Below are 17402 nucleotides of genomic sequence, written 5' to 3' on the forward strand. Positions count from 1 at the left end.
AATGTTGTATATTTATAAGGTATTATTTTATAAAACCTATTTAAAGAGACAGCATCTATGAATATAGTCATTATAGGAGGAGGTTTTGCAGGAATAAATCTAGCAAAAGAACTTGTAGACCAACCTCAGATACAGGTAACACTTGTAGACAAAAACAATTACAATTTTTTTCCACCACTTATATATCAAGTTGCTACGGCTTTTTTAGAGCCTTCAAGTATCAGTTATCCTTTTAGAAAATTTTTTGCAGGCAAAAAAAATCTACAGTTTCGTTTAGGGGAATTACTTTCTGTAGTTCCCGCTGAAAATAAAATAATTCTAAACAATGGCGAATTGTCTTATGATTATTTGGTTTTTGCAACTGGCGCTGAAACCAGTTATTTTGGTATGGAAAACGTGATGAAAAACGCAATTCCGATGAAAACCTTAAATGATGCCATCGAAATGCGAAATACGTTACTTAAAAATCTTGAAAAAGCCGCTATTACAAAAGATATTCGCAAACGTCGTAAATTATTAACGATCGTTGTTGCTGGAGGAGGACCAACAGGAGTAGAGGTTTCGGGTATGTTTGCCGAAATGCGAAAAAACATTCTTCTTAAAGAATATCCGGAATTAGAAACATCAGCAAGTAATGTTTATTTAGTCGATGGAGGAGATGCTTTATTGTCTCCGATGAGTAAAGAATCTCAAAAAGATACTTTAGAAGCGTTGAAAAAATTAGGTGTAGTCGTAAAACTAAACACTAAAGTTGTTGATTATGTAGATGATACCGTATTTTTTGAAGGAGGTGAAACAATTAAAACTAAAAATTTAATTTGGGCAGCTGGAGTTTCAGCAAAACTTTTTGACGGAATTCCAAAAGAAAGTTATGGACGAGGCAGGCGAATGGCAACAGATCAATATAATAAAGTAAACGGTTTAGAAAATGTTTATGCTATTGGTGATACAGCAATAGCCGCGGGAGACAAAAATTTTCCTGACGGACATCCGCAAGTTGCACAGGTTGCGATCCAGCAAGGTTTAAATTTAGCAAAAAACTTTAAAGCTTTAGTTCAAAACAAGCCTTTGAAACCATTTGCTTATAATGATAAAGGTTCGATGGCAATCATCGGAAAAAACAAAGCTGTAGTTGATTTGCCAAGTCCGAAATGGCATTTTAAAGGATTTTTTGCATGGATTATTTGGCTATTCATTCACTTAATTTCTCTAATCACTTATAGAAATAGATTAAATACTTTTTATAACTGGATGGTTGCTTATTTCGCAAGAGATCAATCTCTTAGAATGATTATTAGACCAGATAAAAGAAGTTAAATTTCATAAAAAAGCCAGAATCGAGATTCTGGCTTTTATCTTATTATCAAAGTATTAAAAAATTGGAATCAAAAATTTAATGCGCAACGACAGTATTATCGTCTGCAGACAATTCTACTTTTTCTTTAATAAATCGCTTTCCAATATTTAAAACAATAAAAGCAATTATAGTTGTTGCTGCCATAATAACAACCATTGGTGTAATAGAATTCTTTACAACAACACCAACAGCAAATGATGCCAAAGCTCCCAAACCAAGCTGAATTGCACCCATTAATGCTGAAGCACTTCCTGCATTTTTAGCAAAAGGAGCCATTGTAAGTCCGGCTGTATTTGGATTTGAGATTCCTAAACAGGCTAAAAATAAAAACAGCATAGCGATTGTTTCATATAATCCCAGTAAATCATTTAATGAGAGTACTAAAAAAACAATACTTATAACTGATTGCGAAATTAAAGCTCCAAAAATCATTTGTTCACTTGTGAATTTTTTCAATAAAAGCGAATTTAATTGGCTCGAACCAATAAAACTGACAGACATAAAAGCAAAAATCCAACCGTACGTTTTGGCATCAACATTATAAATATCCATAAAAACTATAGGTGAGGCTGCTACATATGTAAATAATCCAGAAAAAGCAATTGAACCTGTAAATGCATAAGTAAAAAACTGAGGTTCTTTCAACACCTTTAAAAAGTTTGAAATAATGGGTTTTGGTTTTAAGGAAATTGAAGTGTCCGGTTTATAACTGTTTGGCAAACCTAATTGTGAGGCAGTTAAAATAGCGATTCCCATACACATTAAAATAAAAAAGACAGTATGCCAGCCATAATCTTGAGTAACGTAACCTCCAATAGTTGGCGCTAACATCGGCGAAAGCCCGAGAACAAGCATCAACAATGAAAATACCTTTGGAATATCTTTCACCGGAAATAAATCTCGTACCATGGCTACCGAAGCAACTGTTGCTGCACAGCTGCCAACAGCTTGAATAAAACGAAGCAATATAAAAGTATCAATATCTGAAACATACACACAACCCAAAGAAGCTAAAATGTAAACCAGCAAACCAATAAATAAAGGTTTTTTACGTCCAAAACGGTCTAATAAAGGTCCGTAAAGTAATTGTCCTGCAGAAATTCCAATAAAATAACTGGATAAACTCATCGAAACCTTAGCTACAGATGTATGCAAGTCTTTTGCAATACCAGAAAAACCTGGTAAATACATATCGATTGAAAAAGGGCCAAGTGCTGTTAAAGAACCTAAAATAAGTATGAGCTTAATATATTTTTTTGTTGTCATTTTCTTAAAATATTGCTTAAAATTTTGTTTAAAGATAAATATACACTACCTTGTTGAATATAATTTATACTTTTAATATAAAAAGTGGTAATTATGTAAGTTTTCAAAAATGTTTTGAAACAATAAATCTAAAAATTTTAAATTATGAAAAAATTCACTTTACTATTAGCTCTTATTTTTACAACAATTTCATTTTCTCAAACCATTACATCAAAACTTGAAGATGCAAATGTAGCGCAATATGCCTTGCTTACAAAGGTAAATGAGTATTATCCAGACATTACATTAAACAAAGCCATTACAAATTTTTATGCTGATGGAAAAATTATCGATTCGCAACAGCAATTTGACTTAAAAGGAACAAAATTTTCAAGTTATAAAATCGGAATTGAGCCAGATAACAGAAAATTGTTATTTGAATACATTTCTGATGAAACTGGAAAAGTTTATGGAGATGTTCAACTTTTTAAAGGAAATGTACTAAGAACAACTTTCTCTGAAAAAAATAATGAGATTGAAGTTTCTCTTAATGGAAAATCTGTTTATCTAAAGAAAATCTAAATTTAATATTTGAGAATTTAAAATATCAAATATGTTAGAAAAGAGGCATCACAAACGTGATGCTTTTTTTATTTTAATAATTGTTGAGAGCCTAGAAACATTAAATTACTTGCATTTATAGGTTATGTATTTTGAACTATAATTTATAGTATGTAGCGTTGTTTTCGATTTTTTTGTTATATTTGTCATAGATTTATATCAATGAGAGGCGAGCTGTTCCACCAGCGTTTGAGCCTCTTTTTTTGTGCGTTAAAATTAATAAAAGCTTACCATCCTTGTTTAGTCCTACCTCTTACGGTAAAATTTGGCTTTGAGTCGATGAAGTCTCCATTTTTATAGTAGCAAAGAATTGCCCTAGAACGCCTAACATAAACCAGTATATAATCCCAATTTATCGACTGTTTTGCAAGCCATTGAGTGTAAGAAAATACTGAGTTAACGTATTCTGTGAAAAGTTTTTTTTCGTTATTCAGATACACCGTAACTGAATAATCATTCTTATTTTTAAAATCTGACATCTTAAATAGAGGTAAGAGATAAAAAAAAAATAGCAGAATAAAAAAAAGATAGTACCGACGAATCAGTACTATCTTGTATGTATAGTTTTGAATTTTTCATGTAGATCGATTTATATCTCTGAGAGAGGTATTCCACTACCTATAATCTCCCGTTGAAGTTGAGCCAAATATACATAATTTTTTGAATTAAATGTTAAAAATTAGATATTTATCGATAAATTTCTTATTTTATAGTGGACAGCTTATGTTATCATCCCAAACAGTATCAATAATATCACCTATATCTAAATACAATGAATTTTCTCTAATACACTCACCAACACCATATGAAAAATAAAATGTTGCTGTAGGAGAACCGGAAGGAGTAAAAACATGCTGTACCGCAGTACCGTCAGCTTTAACAAACTGTAGCGTCATTGGTGCTAAACCATAGTTACTAACTTGAACCTCTGTCAAAAAGCGGTTAGAAACGCACGGAGAGCCAAAAGGAATAGCTTCATTTACATAACCATTTTCTAAAACTAAAAGCATATCTCCTGAAGTAACGTATAAAAATGTTTCAGAAACCGGCGTTAAATCTTCATTAAGGTAACGCGTTCCAATAGCAAACTTATCTGAACTTTCTAAAATTTTATAATTAAATGATGCAATTGTATTGATTCTAGTAGCACCGTCTTGACAAATTCTAGTGCCATAATAGGCATAAACATTTTTATAAACAGGCTCAGGGTCAGTAGGTAATTCAGGCTCTTGGACATCATCACAACAGCTTGCACGAGGGTCTTTATCTGCCTGTTCAATAGTACATGAAGCTTGTAAATAGGTATTTTGTCTTCTATAGTCATAATGCTTAAGAAGTTCAATATCTGTAAACTCGGAAGCCATAATTAAACGCTCCATGTCATTAAAACCAATACATTCATGAGGTTCTTTTATGAATTTTACTCCGCTTCTAAAATTACAGAAAACCAAGTCTTCAGGGATTAAAATTGGTTCATCCATAGAAGAAACACTAATAGTTCCTAACTGATGGTTTCTATTTAAATAATATAATGTATACATATTTTTTAGTTTTTAAAGCCAAGAATAACCAGCTTTTTTATAAAAGTTAGACAGTTCTTTAATATCAGAAGCACTTAAAAGCCTGATTAAATCATTTTTAAGATTTTTTGATTTAGTAGCAGTTTTATAATACATTTCTTCAACGATTGGAAAAGTACCAGTGTATTTTTTAAGTTCTTTTATAACCGCAGCTTCATCTTCAACCATAGCCCTAATATTATACAGATCAATTATACCGCCAAAAAGCACGTGATTATCATCAACGTTAGTGCCCAAGGAGTAAGCTATTTTCTTTGCAGATGTTTCAATTTCTTCGATTCTTTTAGCAGAAACATTAGGATAAGCCTTTTTAATAGCCTCTACTTTTGCCTTTGTAATTACAGGATCAGCCTTAGCGTTTTCATTTGCGTTTTCTGTCTGTTTAGCTCCTAGATTAGTATCTTTTACAATGTTTATAGCCATTTTTGCGTATTTATATACATATGGAAAAACAAGAAAGAGCACTATTAAAAAAATCCCATACTTTTTAAGAAATGGGATTACTTTAGTATCTAGAAAGTTAGGTTTTTTTCTAACGTTTCTCATTATTTTTTCGTTTTAGTGTATATAAAATACGCTGTGATTAGACCTGCGACAACTAAAATTGCCGTTTTGTTTGCTGTGTAAAATGCTGTTATTTTCTCCACTTTATTTTTGTTTTTAAATTGTTACGATTACGATTGAATAAAAAAAAAGACCGATTGTGATTAAAACAGGGATAATGTACTGTTTTGCCAAAGCCAATTTATCAATGGTTACTTTTAGTGTAGATGTAGAAACATCGCCCAGCATTGTAATTGCTTTTATGATATCAGAATCGGTTATTTTTGTGTTTGACGTTCCAAGCTCAACTTTAAGTATTGCTCTAGAAAGCTTAAGAAGAAAGGCGGAATTAATCTCCGTAAGCCTTTCAGTAGGAGAGACACCCAATGTTTTAGCAACAGAATTAATATAAGCTTTTGTATCATTCTCACTTGGTGGCGCATACTCTGTGATTAAAAGTGAAACGGTGTTTTTCCCTTTGTTAATGTCATTAATAACATCTTTAAGCATTGCTCTAAGACCGTAATAAACATTAGTGAATTGTTCGAAATTTTTATCGGTATTATCCGAGTGAGGAATTTTACCCTGCCAAGCTATATTTGTTTTAATTAGATTGCCAGGATTGTTATTTCGTAAACCTCTTACTTCACTAGACTTGTTCAGAAATGACTTCGACATCTTTTACGCTTTTTACTGGTTCATCCTGATTTAATTTAGCAAACTCATCGTGAGCAAACTGTACAACTTTAACAGCTACGGCAATAAAAGCACCATATTTAACAATGACTTTTAAAATGTTGGTAATAGTTGATATACTTTTCATTACTGTTCTTTTTTTTGTCGTTCAATCTCTTTGCGCTCTCTGCGCTCTTTGATTTTTTCTATAATTACCTCTGCAATTTCATGAATTATCAGAGGCAATAATTTTGCAAGACCTCTAAACAGCATTACATTGAACCTGCGGTAGGTCGTTTTTTAACTAAAGTTACTTTTACCCAGAACTCTACACCGTCTTTTTGAGCAACTGACGGTTCAACTTTATAAAGTTTACCACCTAACTCAATATAACCGGACGCGAAACCTGTTCCTTTTTTGTCTTTACAACCTACTAATTGATAAGGATTACCAAATCTGTCTGTACTAATTCTTTGACCTTGTGCCATTTTGTTTTTTTTTAGAATAAATGTTTTACAATTGCGATTAAATCGCCTAACTTTTTTAAGAGAAGTATTACAGTATCTATCAAGAAAATCAATCCGTAAACCCTGTAATACTTCGATTTAAATTTATCTTCGTCTTGCTGTGGCACGTCTTCTTGGGTATTTATTGTTATTATGCTTTACAAGCAAATAAATAGCACCAATAACCGAAAGACCTATTAATATATGTTTCCAATGCAATTTGAACCACGCTTTAATTGTAGAATCAGCAACCGATGCGCCGATAGTACCAAGACCGTTTTGAACACCTACAGAAGCACCTGCATAAGCCCCCTCCGTAACGCCTTGGGTAAACATCTGCATACCTGCGTTTGCAACCGCTCCAACCTGTTCGCCTGCATAAGAAAGAGTAGCCTGTTTTAATGCCTCAGCATCCGCCGCCTTTCCTGCCTTTTTAAGTTCGTGTGCATCTTGAAGACCCTGCGAAAGATTTTGAACAGCACCACCAACGAAAGGAATTGCACCCATAACAGGAGTAGCTATTTTCACAAGATTTTTGAAAGAAACATTTTTCTTAATTGCAGTACCTATTTTTTTGAAAAATCCCATATTTTATAAGTGGTTTCTAAGAATTAAATTGACAACCGCACCCTGCGATTTCCTGATATTTACATTTCTGACCGCCAATAATGGAAGCTGAATTTTACCTGAAAAAGAACTTTTTACTGTACCGTCCGATTTAACATAAGCAACTGGGTCGATAGATTTGCTTAAACTCTCTAACTCATAAAGATCATATTTGACAACCTGACCATTTGCAAAAGTGTAATTAACTTCCTCAATAGTAGAATCTTTGTCCAACACAAGAATATCGTAACCGTCAACGTTAAAATCTTTGTTTGTATCGTCTGAACCCATACTTTTATGCTCAAAAGAATAAATTTCAGTACTTGTTTGCGGTTCTTCAATACCGTTAATAGCATAAGTTTCGCCAGTAATTAAACCTCTAAGCTCAATTTTAATAACATCTTTTTCAAACAAGTGAATAGAACCGTTATTGCAGATTTCACAAATAGCAACCGTAGCTAAACCTCTTACAGAATCAGATACTACAGCATCAGAACCGTAAGTATTTGCCAAAATGAAATCTTTTAAGAACATTAATCCTTTTGTGATTTCGAAATTTGAACCGTTTGCGCGTTCAACTTCAACTCTGATCTGTTCAGTTGTCAAAGAATCGAAAGCTAGAGAAGTAGCTAACATTAAAGTTGAAATACTTTTAGTAACTGCAATAATTCCCGTCTGCAAAACACCTGTTCCTTTATAAATTTCCATAATTTTAAATTTTTTGTTTTTATCGTTGAGACAAATTTGCGCATAAAAAAACCCTCGTTTTGAGGGTTGATACTAATTGACTATTTTTGATTCTTATTGATACTATTTGGCATCAATTTTGAAATACTTGTTTACATGTTCGCCTAATACGATTTTACAAGCTAATTCTTCTTTGATATCTTTTAAATATCGCTTTGCAGTTGAAATACTTACACCCATTGATGAAGCTAATTCTTTGGCGGTAATCACTTTTAATGTTTCCATGTTAGAGGTTTTGGGAGTTTTGATAGGAGAGGAGCGGGAACTCCTCTCTTTTTTTTTATTTTACTTTTCCGAAAATGTGTAGTATTATTGTACCAATAGCTACTAAAGTCCAAAATAAATAATTGTAAAGTGTTTCTTTTTTCATGATTAAAATAGTGTTTGTTGATTAAATTCAATATTCAATTTTGATGCCCTTTTATTTCTTTTGTGTAAATCTTCCTTTTTTTCCAAAGTGCTGAGCTTACCAAGTTGCTCATAATAGGTGTTTTGCTTAGATGTCCAACAAGCGACATTTTTTTCATTCAAATCAACGTTTTGAAACCATTTAACACAAAAACCGTTGTCAATATTAGAAGTTGGTTCATTATGATAATTTAAAATGCAGTTACCGCATGAACCGCATAAAAGAGTGGGTAATACCTTTTTTTCTTTAGGAGGGTGAACTCCGTTTAATACATCTAGATAATTGATTTTGTTTAGACTTTCCATGTTTTAGCTACTATTTGTTGATATAAATTTGGATAACGGATTTTAGGTAATTCACACATACCGAAAGTTAAAATCGGTATATCGTCCTTATCAATTTCAACATCTAAACCGTTGAAATCACGGAAATACTTTAATAAATTATATACTCCCTCTAAGTTATTTTCTTTGTATTTAATAAGAACCAAAGGCTGTAAATCATTTTTACAAATAAGTTTCCATATTGGAAGAGAAACTTTTAAAAGAACTTCATCTATAGTAGTTTGATTTACAATTTCTTCATCAGTTTTATTAAACTCTTCCATAAATTGACTGTATTCGGTACGTAAAGAATTAGAAATATTTACAAAGTGTTTTCCTTGAGTTTCCTCTACATAACAGCTGTAAATGCCGTAAAGTCTGTGTTTCTCCATGTAGCCCTCAAAATCTCCACAAGCAATTTTTGCCAAAGCTGTAAAAGGAGTAAGACCTTTTGAAGATTTTATTTGACCTTTAGTCATTTCGCTGGTGATATCGTACTTAGCCAAGTAATTTGAAATGTCAGCAGTCAATATTTTTTGATTCTGAGCGCCTAGAGTTCCGTTATTGTCTTGATATTTGAACCATTTGCTGATAAATTCTTTTTGAAATTTTTCAATTTTTTTTATATCTGAATGATTATAAAAGAATAATATATGTAAATGGGGATGCCAGCCGTTATCCATAGAGTAAGTAATTTCTAACGTTTTTACCTGACCCATGAAACCTAATTCAATTTTATTTCGTGAGAAAAATCTTTGATTTTGAAAACTTCTGTAATTTTTTGAAATTTTTTCAAGTGATTTTTTTAGTGTATCAAACCTTGAGTGCCTAACTGTGAGTGTTAGAAATCCAATTGAAAAGCCTTTCAATTGGTGAGCGTTAATAAGTCCGCTCAAAAGTTCCTTTTTGTTTTCTGAAATTTTGAGCGCACAAACCGGACAACGCCAGTAACCCCCACAGTTTGCAACGCCATTAAAAAACAATCCGCCTTTGTCATTCTTGCAGAGCCTTACAGGCTGATTGCTGTTAGCGTTAACGGAATAACCGCAAAATTGTATTCTCGGTTTACGCTTTTCCTTAGTTTCCTTAATAGTATAATTCTGTTTAGCAATGTTTCTCATTCTGTGAAGTAACGTTTTATATACACTTGAAATGTCTTCCGGGTGATTTATGTGGCGTACCAAATCCGTATTATTATCAAGGGCCAAGGCCTTTGGGTAACGTTCAGAGTTAAAGTACTGATTATCAAATATTTGCGCCAATTCTTTTGAACTATAATTTATATTATGTAAAATAGAATATTTTAAAACCTGCTCTAATTGCATTGTAAAAACATTACATGAATAAGACTTTTAACTGTAAAAAACTTTTACAAGTTTAATTCAAACCTACTCTCAATGAATAACTTTGTCTAGCTAACTTAAATATCAAAACAATATTGACATACACAATACATCGATTATTTAGAATTTAATCTTAAAAAAAACATTTTAAAGCCTTTAAATCAGCATATTTTAACATTTCTTTAAAATAATTACATTCTGTCAAAGATGCTTTCATTGTAAGAGTTTATTTTATTATTTTTACATTCGATACTTTAAAAAAATTATCATCCGTATGAATACAATTGCTGAGCATATTGCAGATTTTTTAAAAGAATACCCGCCATTTGATAATTTGACTTTTCAGGAATTATCTGATATTGCTACGAATATCCGTGTACTAAATTTAGAAAAACATACTGTACTGTTTCAAAACAACGATGCGCTTCATGATAGTTTTTATGTCGTAGCTTCTGGCGTTATAAATTTAACGACAATTGCTGATGCTGAGGAAACCATTATTAATAAATGTCACGAAGGAGATATTTTTGGCTTGAGACCTTTTTTTGCCAAGAATAACTATATGATGACGGCGAAAGCCCGCGAAGAAAGTATTATTTATGCGATACCAATTGCGGTTTTTAGACCATTTGTAGCTAATAATTCTGATGTTCTAAACTTTTTGCTTGAGAGCTTTGCAATAAACTCAAGACATACTAAAGACAGCGTTAGTTCGAACGGAAAGGTAATTTCTGATACTCCATTTTATGCAGATCAGGGTTCGGAAATGCAATATATTCAATCACTTGCGTATAACAATTCACCTTTAACGACCGAAGCGACGCATATTGTAAAAGATGTTGCTATTTTAATGACAGAATCTATGGTAGATAATATCATTGTGTGCGAAAAAAATCGCCCAATTGGTATTGTAACCGCAACAGACTTAGCTTCTAAAATTGCAACTGGACGTTATCCTATTACAGAAACAATTGACAAAATTATGTCTTCGCCTGTAGTTACTGTAATTGAGAACGTCTCTTTAGCAGAAGCGCAATTACTTATGCTGAAACACAATGTAACGCATTTATGTGTTACCAAAGATGGCACAAGTAAATCTACTGTAAAAGGAATTATTTCTGAACACGATTTAATTGTGGCTCAAGCTAGTAATCCTGGCGTTTTAATTAAAGAAATTAAACGTTCTCAACAACCAAAAGACTTAAAACAAATTCGTGATAGATTATCGGATTTGATTCAGAATTCGATTCAGAAAAATATTCCGATTTCACATGTAAGCAATATTGCAAGCGAGATTAATTTGGCCATAATAAAGCGTTCTGTTGAGTTATCTATTTTGGATTTAGGCTCACCTCCTGCTCGATTTGCTTGGTTAAGTATTGGAAGTCAAGGGCGTAAAGAACAGCTTTTGCTTACAGACCAAGATAGTATTTTAATTTTTGAAGATGTTGCTCCTGAAAAATACAGAGAGGTAAAAGATTACTTTTTAAGATTGGCAAAAAGAACAACTTCAATATTAGAAAAAGTAGGCTATGAATATTGCCCTAACGGACATATGGGAAGCAATATGTTATGGTGTAAGTCGTTGACTGACTGGACAAAACAATACAACAGCTGGATGAATACTCCAGGTGAAAACAGCAATGATTTGAGCAGTATTTTCTTCGATTACGAGATTGTTTTTGGGGAGCCAAAAATTGAAGAAGTAATAGAAAATGTTATCTTTAAAAATGCTGTTAACAATACTTTATTCTTTGACTTTTTAGGAAATGACGCGTTGAAAAAAAATTCTCCCCTGAGTTTTTTCAAAAAATTCATTGTTGAAGAAGAAGGACCGCATAAAACAAAATTTGATATTAAAACTCGTGCTCTGATGCCTTTGATTGATGCTGCACGTTTACTAATTTTAAATGCAAATATAAAAGGAATAAAAAATACCTATTTGAGATTCAAACAATTAGCGATAACAGATTCTAAAAACGCAGAAATATACCTAAGCTGTGCTGATGCTTTTTTAACGCTTTCTAAATTTAGAACTGTTGAGGGATTAAAAAATGATGATTCTGGACAATATATCAATTTAAGAGAAATGTCTAAAACAGACAAAGAGAAGTTAAAAAATGCTTTAACCCCAATGAAAGACCTTGAGGAATTAATTAAAAGTAAATTTCAACTTACGCAATTCTCATAAATATGCTAGACTGGCTGAAAAATATCAATAAAGAATATCCTGATTTTTGGAAGGATTACTTAACAAAATTCGAAACAAAACCTAATAGATTCGTTGTTATGTCAACGGAAACTTCTGGCTTGAATCCGAATAAGGATGTTATTTTGTCTTTGGGAGCATTTTCTGTTATTGATGACAGTATTGTAATTAAAGATAATTTTGAATCTGTTTTATTGCAATACAAATTTCTTGAAGACAACGGACTTTCTAATGAATTTATCATTGAAAGTAAAATGATCAAAATGCAGGAACCTGAAGCTGTAGAAGCTTTTATTAATTTTTTAGGAAATGCTATTTTGGTTGGGCATCATATTAATTTTGACATCGAAATGCTAAATTCAGCATTAGAACGTTTGGATTGTGGCCGATTAAAAAATGAAGCCTTAGATGTTGATGTCATGTACAGAAAATTGATGGACGTTAATGACAAACAATTTTCATTAGATGATTTATGTGAAATTTTTAAAATTCCAAAAAGTGACCGAAATTCTTCAGCAGAAGATGCTTATAAAATTGCGCTTTTGTTTTTAAAATTAAAATCGCGATTGGGAATTAAATAAAATGTTTTAACCAAATACGTTATTCTGTATCACAGACTTCAACTTCGCTTAATCTGAGTTTTAAGTATAAAAAAATGCCTCTTAAATTTAAGAGGCATTTTCGTTTTTATTTCTATCAGAATTATGCAATTCTGTCTTTCATAATTTCTTCTACTATTTCAGGATTTAATAATGTTGAAGTATCTCCAAAATTAGAATAATCTCCTTCTGCTATTTTACGTAAAATTCTACGCATAATTTTTCCAGAACGTGTTTTTGGCAAACCCGACACAAACTGAATCTTATCTAATTTAGCAATTGGTCCGATGTGATCAGAAATATACTGATTAATCTCTTTTGACAAATTCTCCTTATTTCTAACTTCTCCAGTTTCTTTTAGAATTACGTACCCGTATAAAGCATTTCCTTTAATATCGTGTGGAAATCCAACAATTGCAGATTCAGCAACTGCAGGATGCTCATTAATTGCATCTTCAATAGGAGCCGTTCCTAAATTATGACCAGAAACAATTACAACGTCATCTACTCTACCTGTAATTCTGTAATAGCCAACTTCATCTCTTAAAGCTCCGTCTCCTGTAAAATATTTTCCAGGGAAAGAAGAGAAATATGTGTCTTTGTAACGTTGGTGATCGCCCCAGATTGTTCTGGCAATTCCAGGCCATGGAAATTTAATACATAAACTACCCACAACTTGGTTACCTTCAATTTCATTGCGTTTTTCATCCATCAAAACAGGCTGAATTCCTGGCAAAGGCAAAGTTGCATATGTTGGTTTCGTTGGCGTTACAAAAGCAATTGGAGAAATCATGATTCCGCCAGTTTCTGTCTGCCACCAAGTATCAACCACCGGACATCTTTTATCTCCTACGTGGTCATTAAACCAGTGCCAAGCTTCTTCGTTTATCGGTTCACCAACAGATCCAATTACTTTTAAAGATTTTAGAGGGTATTTTTGAATATAATCTAAACTCTCTTTTGCTAACGAACGAATTGCTGTTGGCGCTGTGTAAAATTGTGTGATTTTATGTTTTTCGATAATATCCCAGAAACGGCTAAAATCTGGGTAAGACGGAACTCCTTCAAAAATTACAGTTGTTCCTCCGTTTAATAAAGGTCCGTATAATATATAGGAGTGCCCAGTAATCCATCCAATATCTGCAGTACACCAGAAAATATCATTTTCTTCGTGGCTAAAAACATTTTTGAATGTGTAAGCTGTGTAGACCATATATCCGGCTGTGGTATGTACCATTCCTTTCGGTTTACCTGTTGATCCTGAAGTATATAAAATAAATAAAGGATCTTCAGCATCCATGATTTCAGCTACACTGTTATCTAAAGCTGCATCTAATAAAGGCTGTAACCAAATGTCACGACCTTCTTTCATCTTAATTTCAGTCTGCGTTCTTTTTACAACCAAAACTTTAGAAACAGATGGGCAAGTATCTAATGCTTCGTCTACAATTCCTTTAAGATCAATTGTTTTGTTTCCTCTGTAACCTCCATCAGAAGTAATTACCATTTTACACTCACAATCATTAATTCTTGCAGAAACTGCAGAAGCTGAAAATCCAGCAAAAATAACAGAGTGAATAGCCCCAATTCTAGCACAAGCTAAAACGGAAACTGCTAATTCTGGAATCATTGGCAAATAGATACAAACTCTATCGCCTTTACGCACGCCTTGCTCGCGCAAAACATTCGCCATTTTTGAAACTCTTTCGTATAATTCGTTATACGTTATATGTAAAGCATCTTCAGAAGGATCATTCGGTTCAAAAATAATTGCCGTTTTTTCTCCTCTCTTGCTTAAATGTCTATCGATACAGTTTTTTGTAATGTTGACTTTTGCATCCGTAAACCATTTTACTTCGGCATCAGCCATATTAAAATCAACTACTTTTTCCCATTGTTGGTACCACGTAAAATTTTCTTCAGCTATTTTCCCCCAGAATTTCCTTGGCTCTCTTATTGACTTATTGTAATGTTTAAAATATTGTTCTAAATTTTCAATTTTATAATAACTCATATGTTTCTGAATTTTTTTTATAAATGTATTAAATATCAACGTATTCCTAAAATTATTTAATTCATAAATTTTGGCAAAAAAAAACACAAAATAAAAAAAATATCCTTTTTTTATGAATTTAGTATAATTTTTTGCTTTTTCTCTTAAAATGAACATTGCAAAAAAGGCATAGTAAAAAAATACTATGCCTTTTTAATTTTAACAATTTCAATAACAATTAATTTCGTAATACTGTAATTACAACACTTTGACTTTTTAAAAAATAGAAAAGCATTTTTTTTTATTAATTATAATAGAAATTTCTACAAGTATATTTATATCTAAACATACCCCAATTCGGGATTACCTTCACTTAACTTACGAATTCTTGAAGTTAAGTGAATAGCAATGTGCAGCTATATCCTATTATTTTAATATGTGCTTACTAATTCAAAATATTAAATAAAACAGAGATACAGTGCAAATCCCTCACATACGATTGTGTGGTAAATCCCAATTTATTATCCAATTTTTTTCATTGCAGTCATAGACTCTCTCAACCATGCTCCTACTTCTTCGATAGGATGCTGACGAATTTCTTTGTTTACTGCGATTAAAACAGCATTATCTACTCCATTTGAAGTTGAGAATGGTTTTCCTATTATATTTGTTTCTACTTTTTTCATGAATTCAGTCAATAATGGCTTACAAGCATGATCAAATAAATAACAGCCATATTCTGCTGTGTCAGAAATAACACGGTTCATTTCGAACAATTTCTTTCTTGCGATAGTATTTGCAATTAATGGTAATTCGTGAAGTGATTCATAATATGCAGATTCTTCAATTATTCCCGCTTCTGTCATTGTTTCGAAAGCTAATTCTACACCAGCTTTTACCATTGCAATCATTAAAACACCATTATCAAAATACTCTTGTTCAGCGATTGGAGCTTCTTGCGGTGCAGTTTTCTCGAAGTTAGTTTCTCCTGTTGCAGCTCTCCATTTTAATAAATTAACATCATCATTAGCCCAGTCAATCATCATAGTTCTTGAGAATTCTCCAGAAATAATATCATCCTGGTGTTTTTGGAATAAAGGACGCATAATATCTTTTAATTCATCTGCCAATTCGTAAGCTTCGATTTTTGCAGGGTTAGAAAGACGATCCATCATATTTGTGATACCACCATGTTTCAAAGCCTCAGTGATAGTTTCCCATCCGTATTGAATTAATTTTGAAGCATATGCAGGATCAATTCCTTTTTCAACCATTTTATCAAAACATAAAATAGAACCGGTTTGCAATAATCCGCAAAGGATAGTTTGCTCACCCATTAGATCTGATTTTACTTCAGCTACGAAAGATGATTTTAAAACTCCAGCTTTATGTCCTCCAGTTGCTACAGCATAAGCTTTTGCCTGATCTAAACCTAAACCATTAGGGTCATTTTCTGGGTGAACGGCAATCAAAGTTGGCACACCAAATCCTCTTTTGTATTCTTCACGAACCTCAGATCCTGGACATTTAGGCGCACACATAATTACAGTAATATCTTTACGAATCTGCATTCCCTCTTCAACGATATTAAATCCATGAGAGTAAGCTAAAGTCGATCCTTGTTTCATTAATGGCATAATAGCAGTTACCACAGCTGTATGTTGTTTATCTGGAGTAAGGTTGCAAACTAAATCAGCAGTTGGAATTAATTCTTCATACGTACCTACAGTAAAACCATTTTCAGTAGCATTTTTATAAGAAGCTCTTTTTTCAGCGATTGCATCTGCACGTAATGCATATGAAATATCTAAACCTGAATCTCTCATATTTAAACCTTGATTCAAACCTTGCGCACCACAGCCTACAATGACAACTTTTTTTCCTGCTAAAGCTGCAATTCCGTCTGCAAATTCTGATTGCTCCATAAACTCGCAAACTCCTAATTGTTCTAATTGTAATCTAAGTGGTAATGTATTGAAATAATTTGCCATTTTTTTTTAATATTTAATGAATGTGTAATTTTAATAATTGATTATAATGTAACTAAAATGATCCTATTTGAATGTTTCTAATAAGGTTGAAATTTCCATTTTTTCTTTAGAAACTGATATTCTGCCCGAACGTACAAATTGCATAATGCCGTAAGGTTTAAATTTCGCATACAGTTCTTCAATTTCAGAACGTCTTCCTGATTTCGAAATCACAAAGAAATCACGAGAAACAGTGACAATTGTAGCTTGACTTTCTTTGATGATATTTTGAATCTGTTTCTCATCAAACAATAAACTTGACTGAATTTTGAATAATGCGTTTTCTAAATAAATAGTTTCTTCGTCCGTGTGATAAAATGCTTTTATCACTTCAATTTGCTTTTCTATTTGGCCTACAATATTCTTAACCCATTTCTCTGTTGTATTTACTACAATGATAAATCTTGAAACGTTTTCTATTTCTGATTCTGAAACGTTTAAACTTAATATATTAATGTGACGCTTTAAGAATATTCCCGATATTCTATTCAGCAACCCAACGTTATTTTCTGAATATACCGATATGGTAAATGTTTTATCTTCCATTTTGTTTTTTAGTTTATTTTGCTTCAGTTTTCTAGTTTCACGTTCTCAACAAAACTTGAAACTTTAAACC

At 32.3% G+C, this 17402-nt stretch carries 18 protein-coding genes; 4 read left to right on the plus strand and 14 right to left on the minus strand.

Translation table 11 applies throughout. The features are described from left to right. Window positions 1-57 precede the first annotated feature (57 nt). Entirely contained in the window at window positions 58-1317 is a 1260-nt protein-coding gene (locus IR010_RS00670; RefSeq protein ID WP_029270262.1) for an NAD(P)/FAD-dependent oxidoreductase, read from the plus strand. A 76-nt stretch (window positions 1318-1393) separates the two neighbouring features. Here IR010_RS00670 and IR010_RS00675 read toward each other — a convergent pair whose 3' ends face one another. Next, window positions 1394-2623, minus strand: a complete 1230-nt coding sequence (locus tag IR010_RS00675) for a multidrug effflux MFS transporter (protein ID WP_194600718.1) — start codon at window positions 2621-2623, stop codon at window positions 1394-1396. Window positions 2624-2767: 144 nt separating this feature from the next. On the opposite strand from IR010_RS00675, the gene IR010_RS00680 reads away from it, so the two are divergent. Continuing rightward, window positions 2768-3184: a hypothetical protein gene (locus IR010_RS00680; RefSeq protein WP_029270259.1), complete on the plus strand. Its 417-nt coding sequence runs from the start codon at window positions 2768-2770 to the stop codon at window positions 3182-3184. A gap of 746 nt (window positions 3185-3930) precedes the next feature. Here IR010_RS00680 and IR010_RS00685 read toward each other — a convergent pair. The 10 genes from IR010_RS00685 to IR010_RS00730 form a co-directional block, all read right to left on the minus strand. Next, window positions 3931-4764 carry a hypothetical protein gene (locus tag IR010_RS00685; protein ID WP_194600721.1) on the minus strand — a complete coding sequence of 278 codons (834 nt, stop codon included), beginning with the start codon at window positions 4762-4764 and terminating at the stop codon, window positions 3931-3933. Between the two features lie 12 nt (window positions 4765-4776). Next, window positions 4777-5349, minus strand: coding sequence for a hypothetical protein (locus tag IR010_RS00690; protein ID WP_194600724.1), 573 nt, complete (start codon window positions 5347-5349; stop codon window positions 4777-4779). Window positions 5350-5463: 114 nt separating this feature from the next. Beyond that, window positions 5464-6024 carry a hypothetical protein gene (locus IR010_RS00695; RefSeq protein WP_194600727.1) on the minus strand — a complete coding sequence of 187 codons (561 nt, stop codon included), beginning with the start codon at window positions 6022-6024 and terminating at the stop codon, window positions 5464-5466. Continuing rightward, on the minus strand, window positions 5996-6169 hold the full coding sequence (locus tag IR010_RS00700) for a hypothetical protein (RefSeq protein WP_194600730.1): 174 nt from the start codon (window positions 6167-6169) through the stop codon (window positions 5996-5998). Before IR010_RS00700 ends, IR010_RS00695 begins: the two co-directional genes overlap by 29 nt. Before the next feature lie 124 nt (window positions 6170-6293). Beyond that, a complete protein-coding gene (locus tag IR010_RS00705; RefSeq protein ID WP_194600734.1) occupies window positions 6294-6509 on the minus strand; it encodes a hypothetical protein in 216 nt (71 codons plus the stop codon). A gap of 123 nt (window positions 6510-6632) precedes the next feature. After that, complete coding sequence (locus IR010_RS00710; protein WP_194600737.1) at window positions 6633-7115, minus strand: hypothetical protein; 483 nt, start codon at window positions 7113-7115, stop codon at window positions 6633-6635. 3 nt (window positions 7116-7118) lie between these two features. Next, window positions 7119-7841: a hypothetical protein gene (locus tag IR010_RS00715; protein ID WP_194600741.1), complete on the minus strand. Its 723-nt coding sequence runs from the start codon at window positions 7839-7841 to the stop codon at window positions 7119-7121. A 102-nt stretch (window positions 7842-7943) separates the two neighbouring features. Then, window positions 7944-8105, minus strand: coding sequence for an HTH domain-containing protein (locus tag IR010_RS00720; RefSeq protein ID WP_194600743.1), 162 nt, complete (start codon window positions 8103-8105; stop codon window positions 7944-7946). 147 nt (window positions 8106-8252) lie between these two features. Next, window positions 8253-8594, minus strand: a complete 342-nt coding sequence (locus tag IR010_RS00725; RefSeq protein ID WP_194600745.1) for a hypothetical protein — start codon at window positions 8592-8594, stop codon at window positions 8253-8255. Then, window positions 8582-9937, minus strand: coding sequence for a protein rep (locus IR010_RS00730; RefSeq protein ID WP_194600748.1), 1356 nt, complete (start codon window positions 9935-9937; stop codon window positions 8582-8584). Before IR010_RS00730 ends, IR010_RS00725 begins: the two co-directional genes overlap by 13 nt. A gap of 292 nt (window positions 9938-10229) precedes the next feature. Between IR010_RS00730 and IR010_RS00735 the strand changes: the two genes are divergently transcribed. Together IR010_RS00735 and IR010_RS00740 are read left to right on the plus strand one after the other, a co-directional pair. After that, window positions 10230-12146 (plus strand): DUF294 nucleotidyltransferase-like domain-containing protein, encoded by a 1917-nt coding sequence (locus IR010_RS00735; RefSeq protein ID WP_029270257.1) that lies wholly within the window; start codon window positions 10230-10232, stop codon window positions 12144-12146. A gap of 2 nt (window positions 12147-12148) precedes the next feature. Next, window positions 12149-12745, plus strand: a complete 597-nt coding sequence (locus IR010_RS00740) for a PolC-type DNA polymerase III (RefSeq protein ID WP_194566120.1) — start codon at window positions 12149-12151, stop codon at window positions 12743-12745. A gap of 121 nt (window positions 12746-12866) precedes the next feature. Here the strand turns inward: IR010_RS00740 and acs are convergent, their stop codons facing one another. The 3 genes from acs to ilvN all read right to left on the minus strand — a co-directional run bounded on the left by acs (window position 12867) and on the right by ilvN (window position 17332). Beyond that, window positions 12867-14933 carry an acetate--CoA ligase gene (gene acs, locus IR010_RS00745; RefSeq protein ID WP_255526265.1) on the minus strand — a complete coding sequence of 689 codons (2067 nt, stop codon included), beginning with the start codon at window positions 14931-14933 and terminating at the stop codon, window positions 12867-12869. A gap of 344 nt (window positions 14934-15277) precedes the next feature. Then, window positions 15278-16747: a ketol-acid reductoisomerase gene (gene ilvC, locus IR010_RS00750; protein ID WP_194600754.1), complete on the minus strand. Its 1470-nt coding sequence runs from the start codon at window positions 16745-16747 to the stop codon at window positions 15278-15280. Window positions 16748-16810: 63 nt separating this feature from the next. Further along, entirely contained in the window at window positions 16811-17332 is a 522-nt protein-coding gene (ilvN, locus tag IR010_RS00755) for an acetolactate synthase small subunit (RefSeq protein ID WP_029270249.1), read from the minus strand. Window positions 17333-17402: the final 70 nt, after the last annotated feature.

Source organism: Flavobacterium sp. MR2016-29 (genome assembly GCF_015350695.1).
Classification (GTDB): Bacteria; Bacteroidota; Bacteroidia; order Flavobacteriales; family Flavobacteriaceae; genus Flavobacterium.

Excerpts from the sequence above, each read along its gene's own strand:
- IR010_RS00670 (WP_029270262.1), top strand. The coding sequence starts at position 58 with ATGAATATAGTCATTATAGGAGGAGGTTTTGCAGGAATAAATCTAGCA.
- IR010_RS00675 (WP_194600718.1), bottom strand. The coding sequence starts at position 2,623 with ATGACAACAAAAAAATATATTAAGCTCATACTTATTTTAGGTTCTTTA.
- IR010_RS00680 (WP_029270259.1), top strand. The coding sequence starts at position 2,768 with ATGAAAAAATTCACTTTACTATTAGCTCTTATTTTTACAACAATTTCA.
- IR010_RS00685 (WP_194600721.1), bottom strand. The coding sequence starts at position 4,764 with ATGTATACATTATATTATTTAAATAGAAACCATCAGTTAGGAACTATT.
- IR010_RS00690 (WP_194600724.1), bottom strand. The coding sequence starts at position 5,349 with ATGAGAAACGTTAGAAAAAAACCTAACTTTCTAGATACTAAAGTAATC.
- IR010_RS00695 (WP_194600727.1), bottom strand. The coding sequence starts at position 6,024 with ATGTCGAAGTCATTTCTGAACAAGTCTAGTGAAGTAAGAGGTTTACGA.
- IR010_RS00700 (WP_194600730.1), bottom strand. The coding sequence starts at position 6,169 with ATGAAAAGTATATCAACTATTACCAACATTTTAAAAGTCATTGTTAAA.
- IR010_RS00705 (WP_194600734.1), bottom strand. The coding sequence starts at position 6,509 with ATGGCACAAGGTCAAAGAATTAGTACAGACAGATTTGGTAATCCTTAT.
- IR010_RS00710 (WP_194600737.1), bottom strand. The coding sequence starts at position 7,115 with ATGGGATTTTTCAAAAAAATAGGTACTGCAATTAAGAAAAATGTTTCT.
- IR010_RS00715 (WP_194600741.1), bottom strand. The coding sequence starts at position 7,841 with ATGGAAATTTATAAAGGAACAGGTGTTTTGCAGACGGGAATTATTGCA.
- IR010_RS00720 (WP_194600743.1), bottom strand. The coding sequence starts at position 8,105 with ATGGAAACATTAAAAGTGATTACCGCCAAAGAATTAGCTTCATCAATG.
- IR010_RS00725 (WP_194600745.1), bottom strand. The coding sequence starts at position 8,594 with ATGGAAAGTCTAAACAAAATCAATTATCTAGATGTATTAAACGGAGTT.
- IR010_RS00730 (WP_194600748.1), bottom strand. The coding sequence starts at position 9,937 with ATGCAATTAGAGCAGGTTTTAAAATATTCTATTTTACATAATATAAAT.
- IR010_RS00735 (WP_029270257.1), top strand. The coding sequence starts at position 10,230 with ATGAATACAATTGCTGAGCATATTGCAGATTTTTTAAAAGAATACCCG.
- IR010_RS00740 (WP_194566120.1), top strand. The coding sequence starts at position 12,149 with ATGCTAGACTGGCTGAAAAATATCAATAAAGAATATCCTGATTTTTGG.
- acs (WP_255526265.1), bottom strand. The coding sequence starts at position 14,933 with ATGTTCATTTTAAGAGAAAAAGCAAAAAATTATACTAAATTCATAAAA.
- ilvC (WP_194600754.1), bottom strand. The coding sequence starts at position 16,747 with ATGGCAAATTATTTCAATACATTACCACTTAGATTACAATTAGAACAA.
- ilvN (WP_029270249.1), bottom strand. The coding sequence starts at position 17,332 with ATGGAAGATAAAACATTTACCATATCGGTATATTCAGAAAATAACGTT.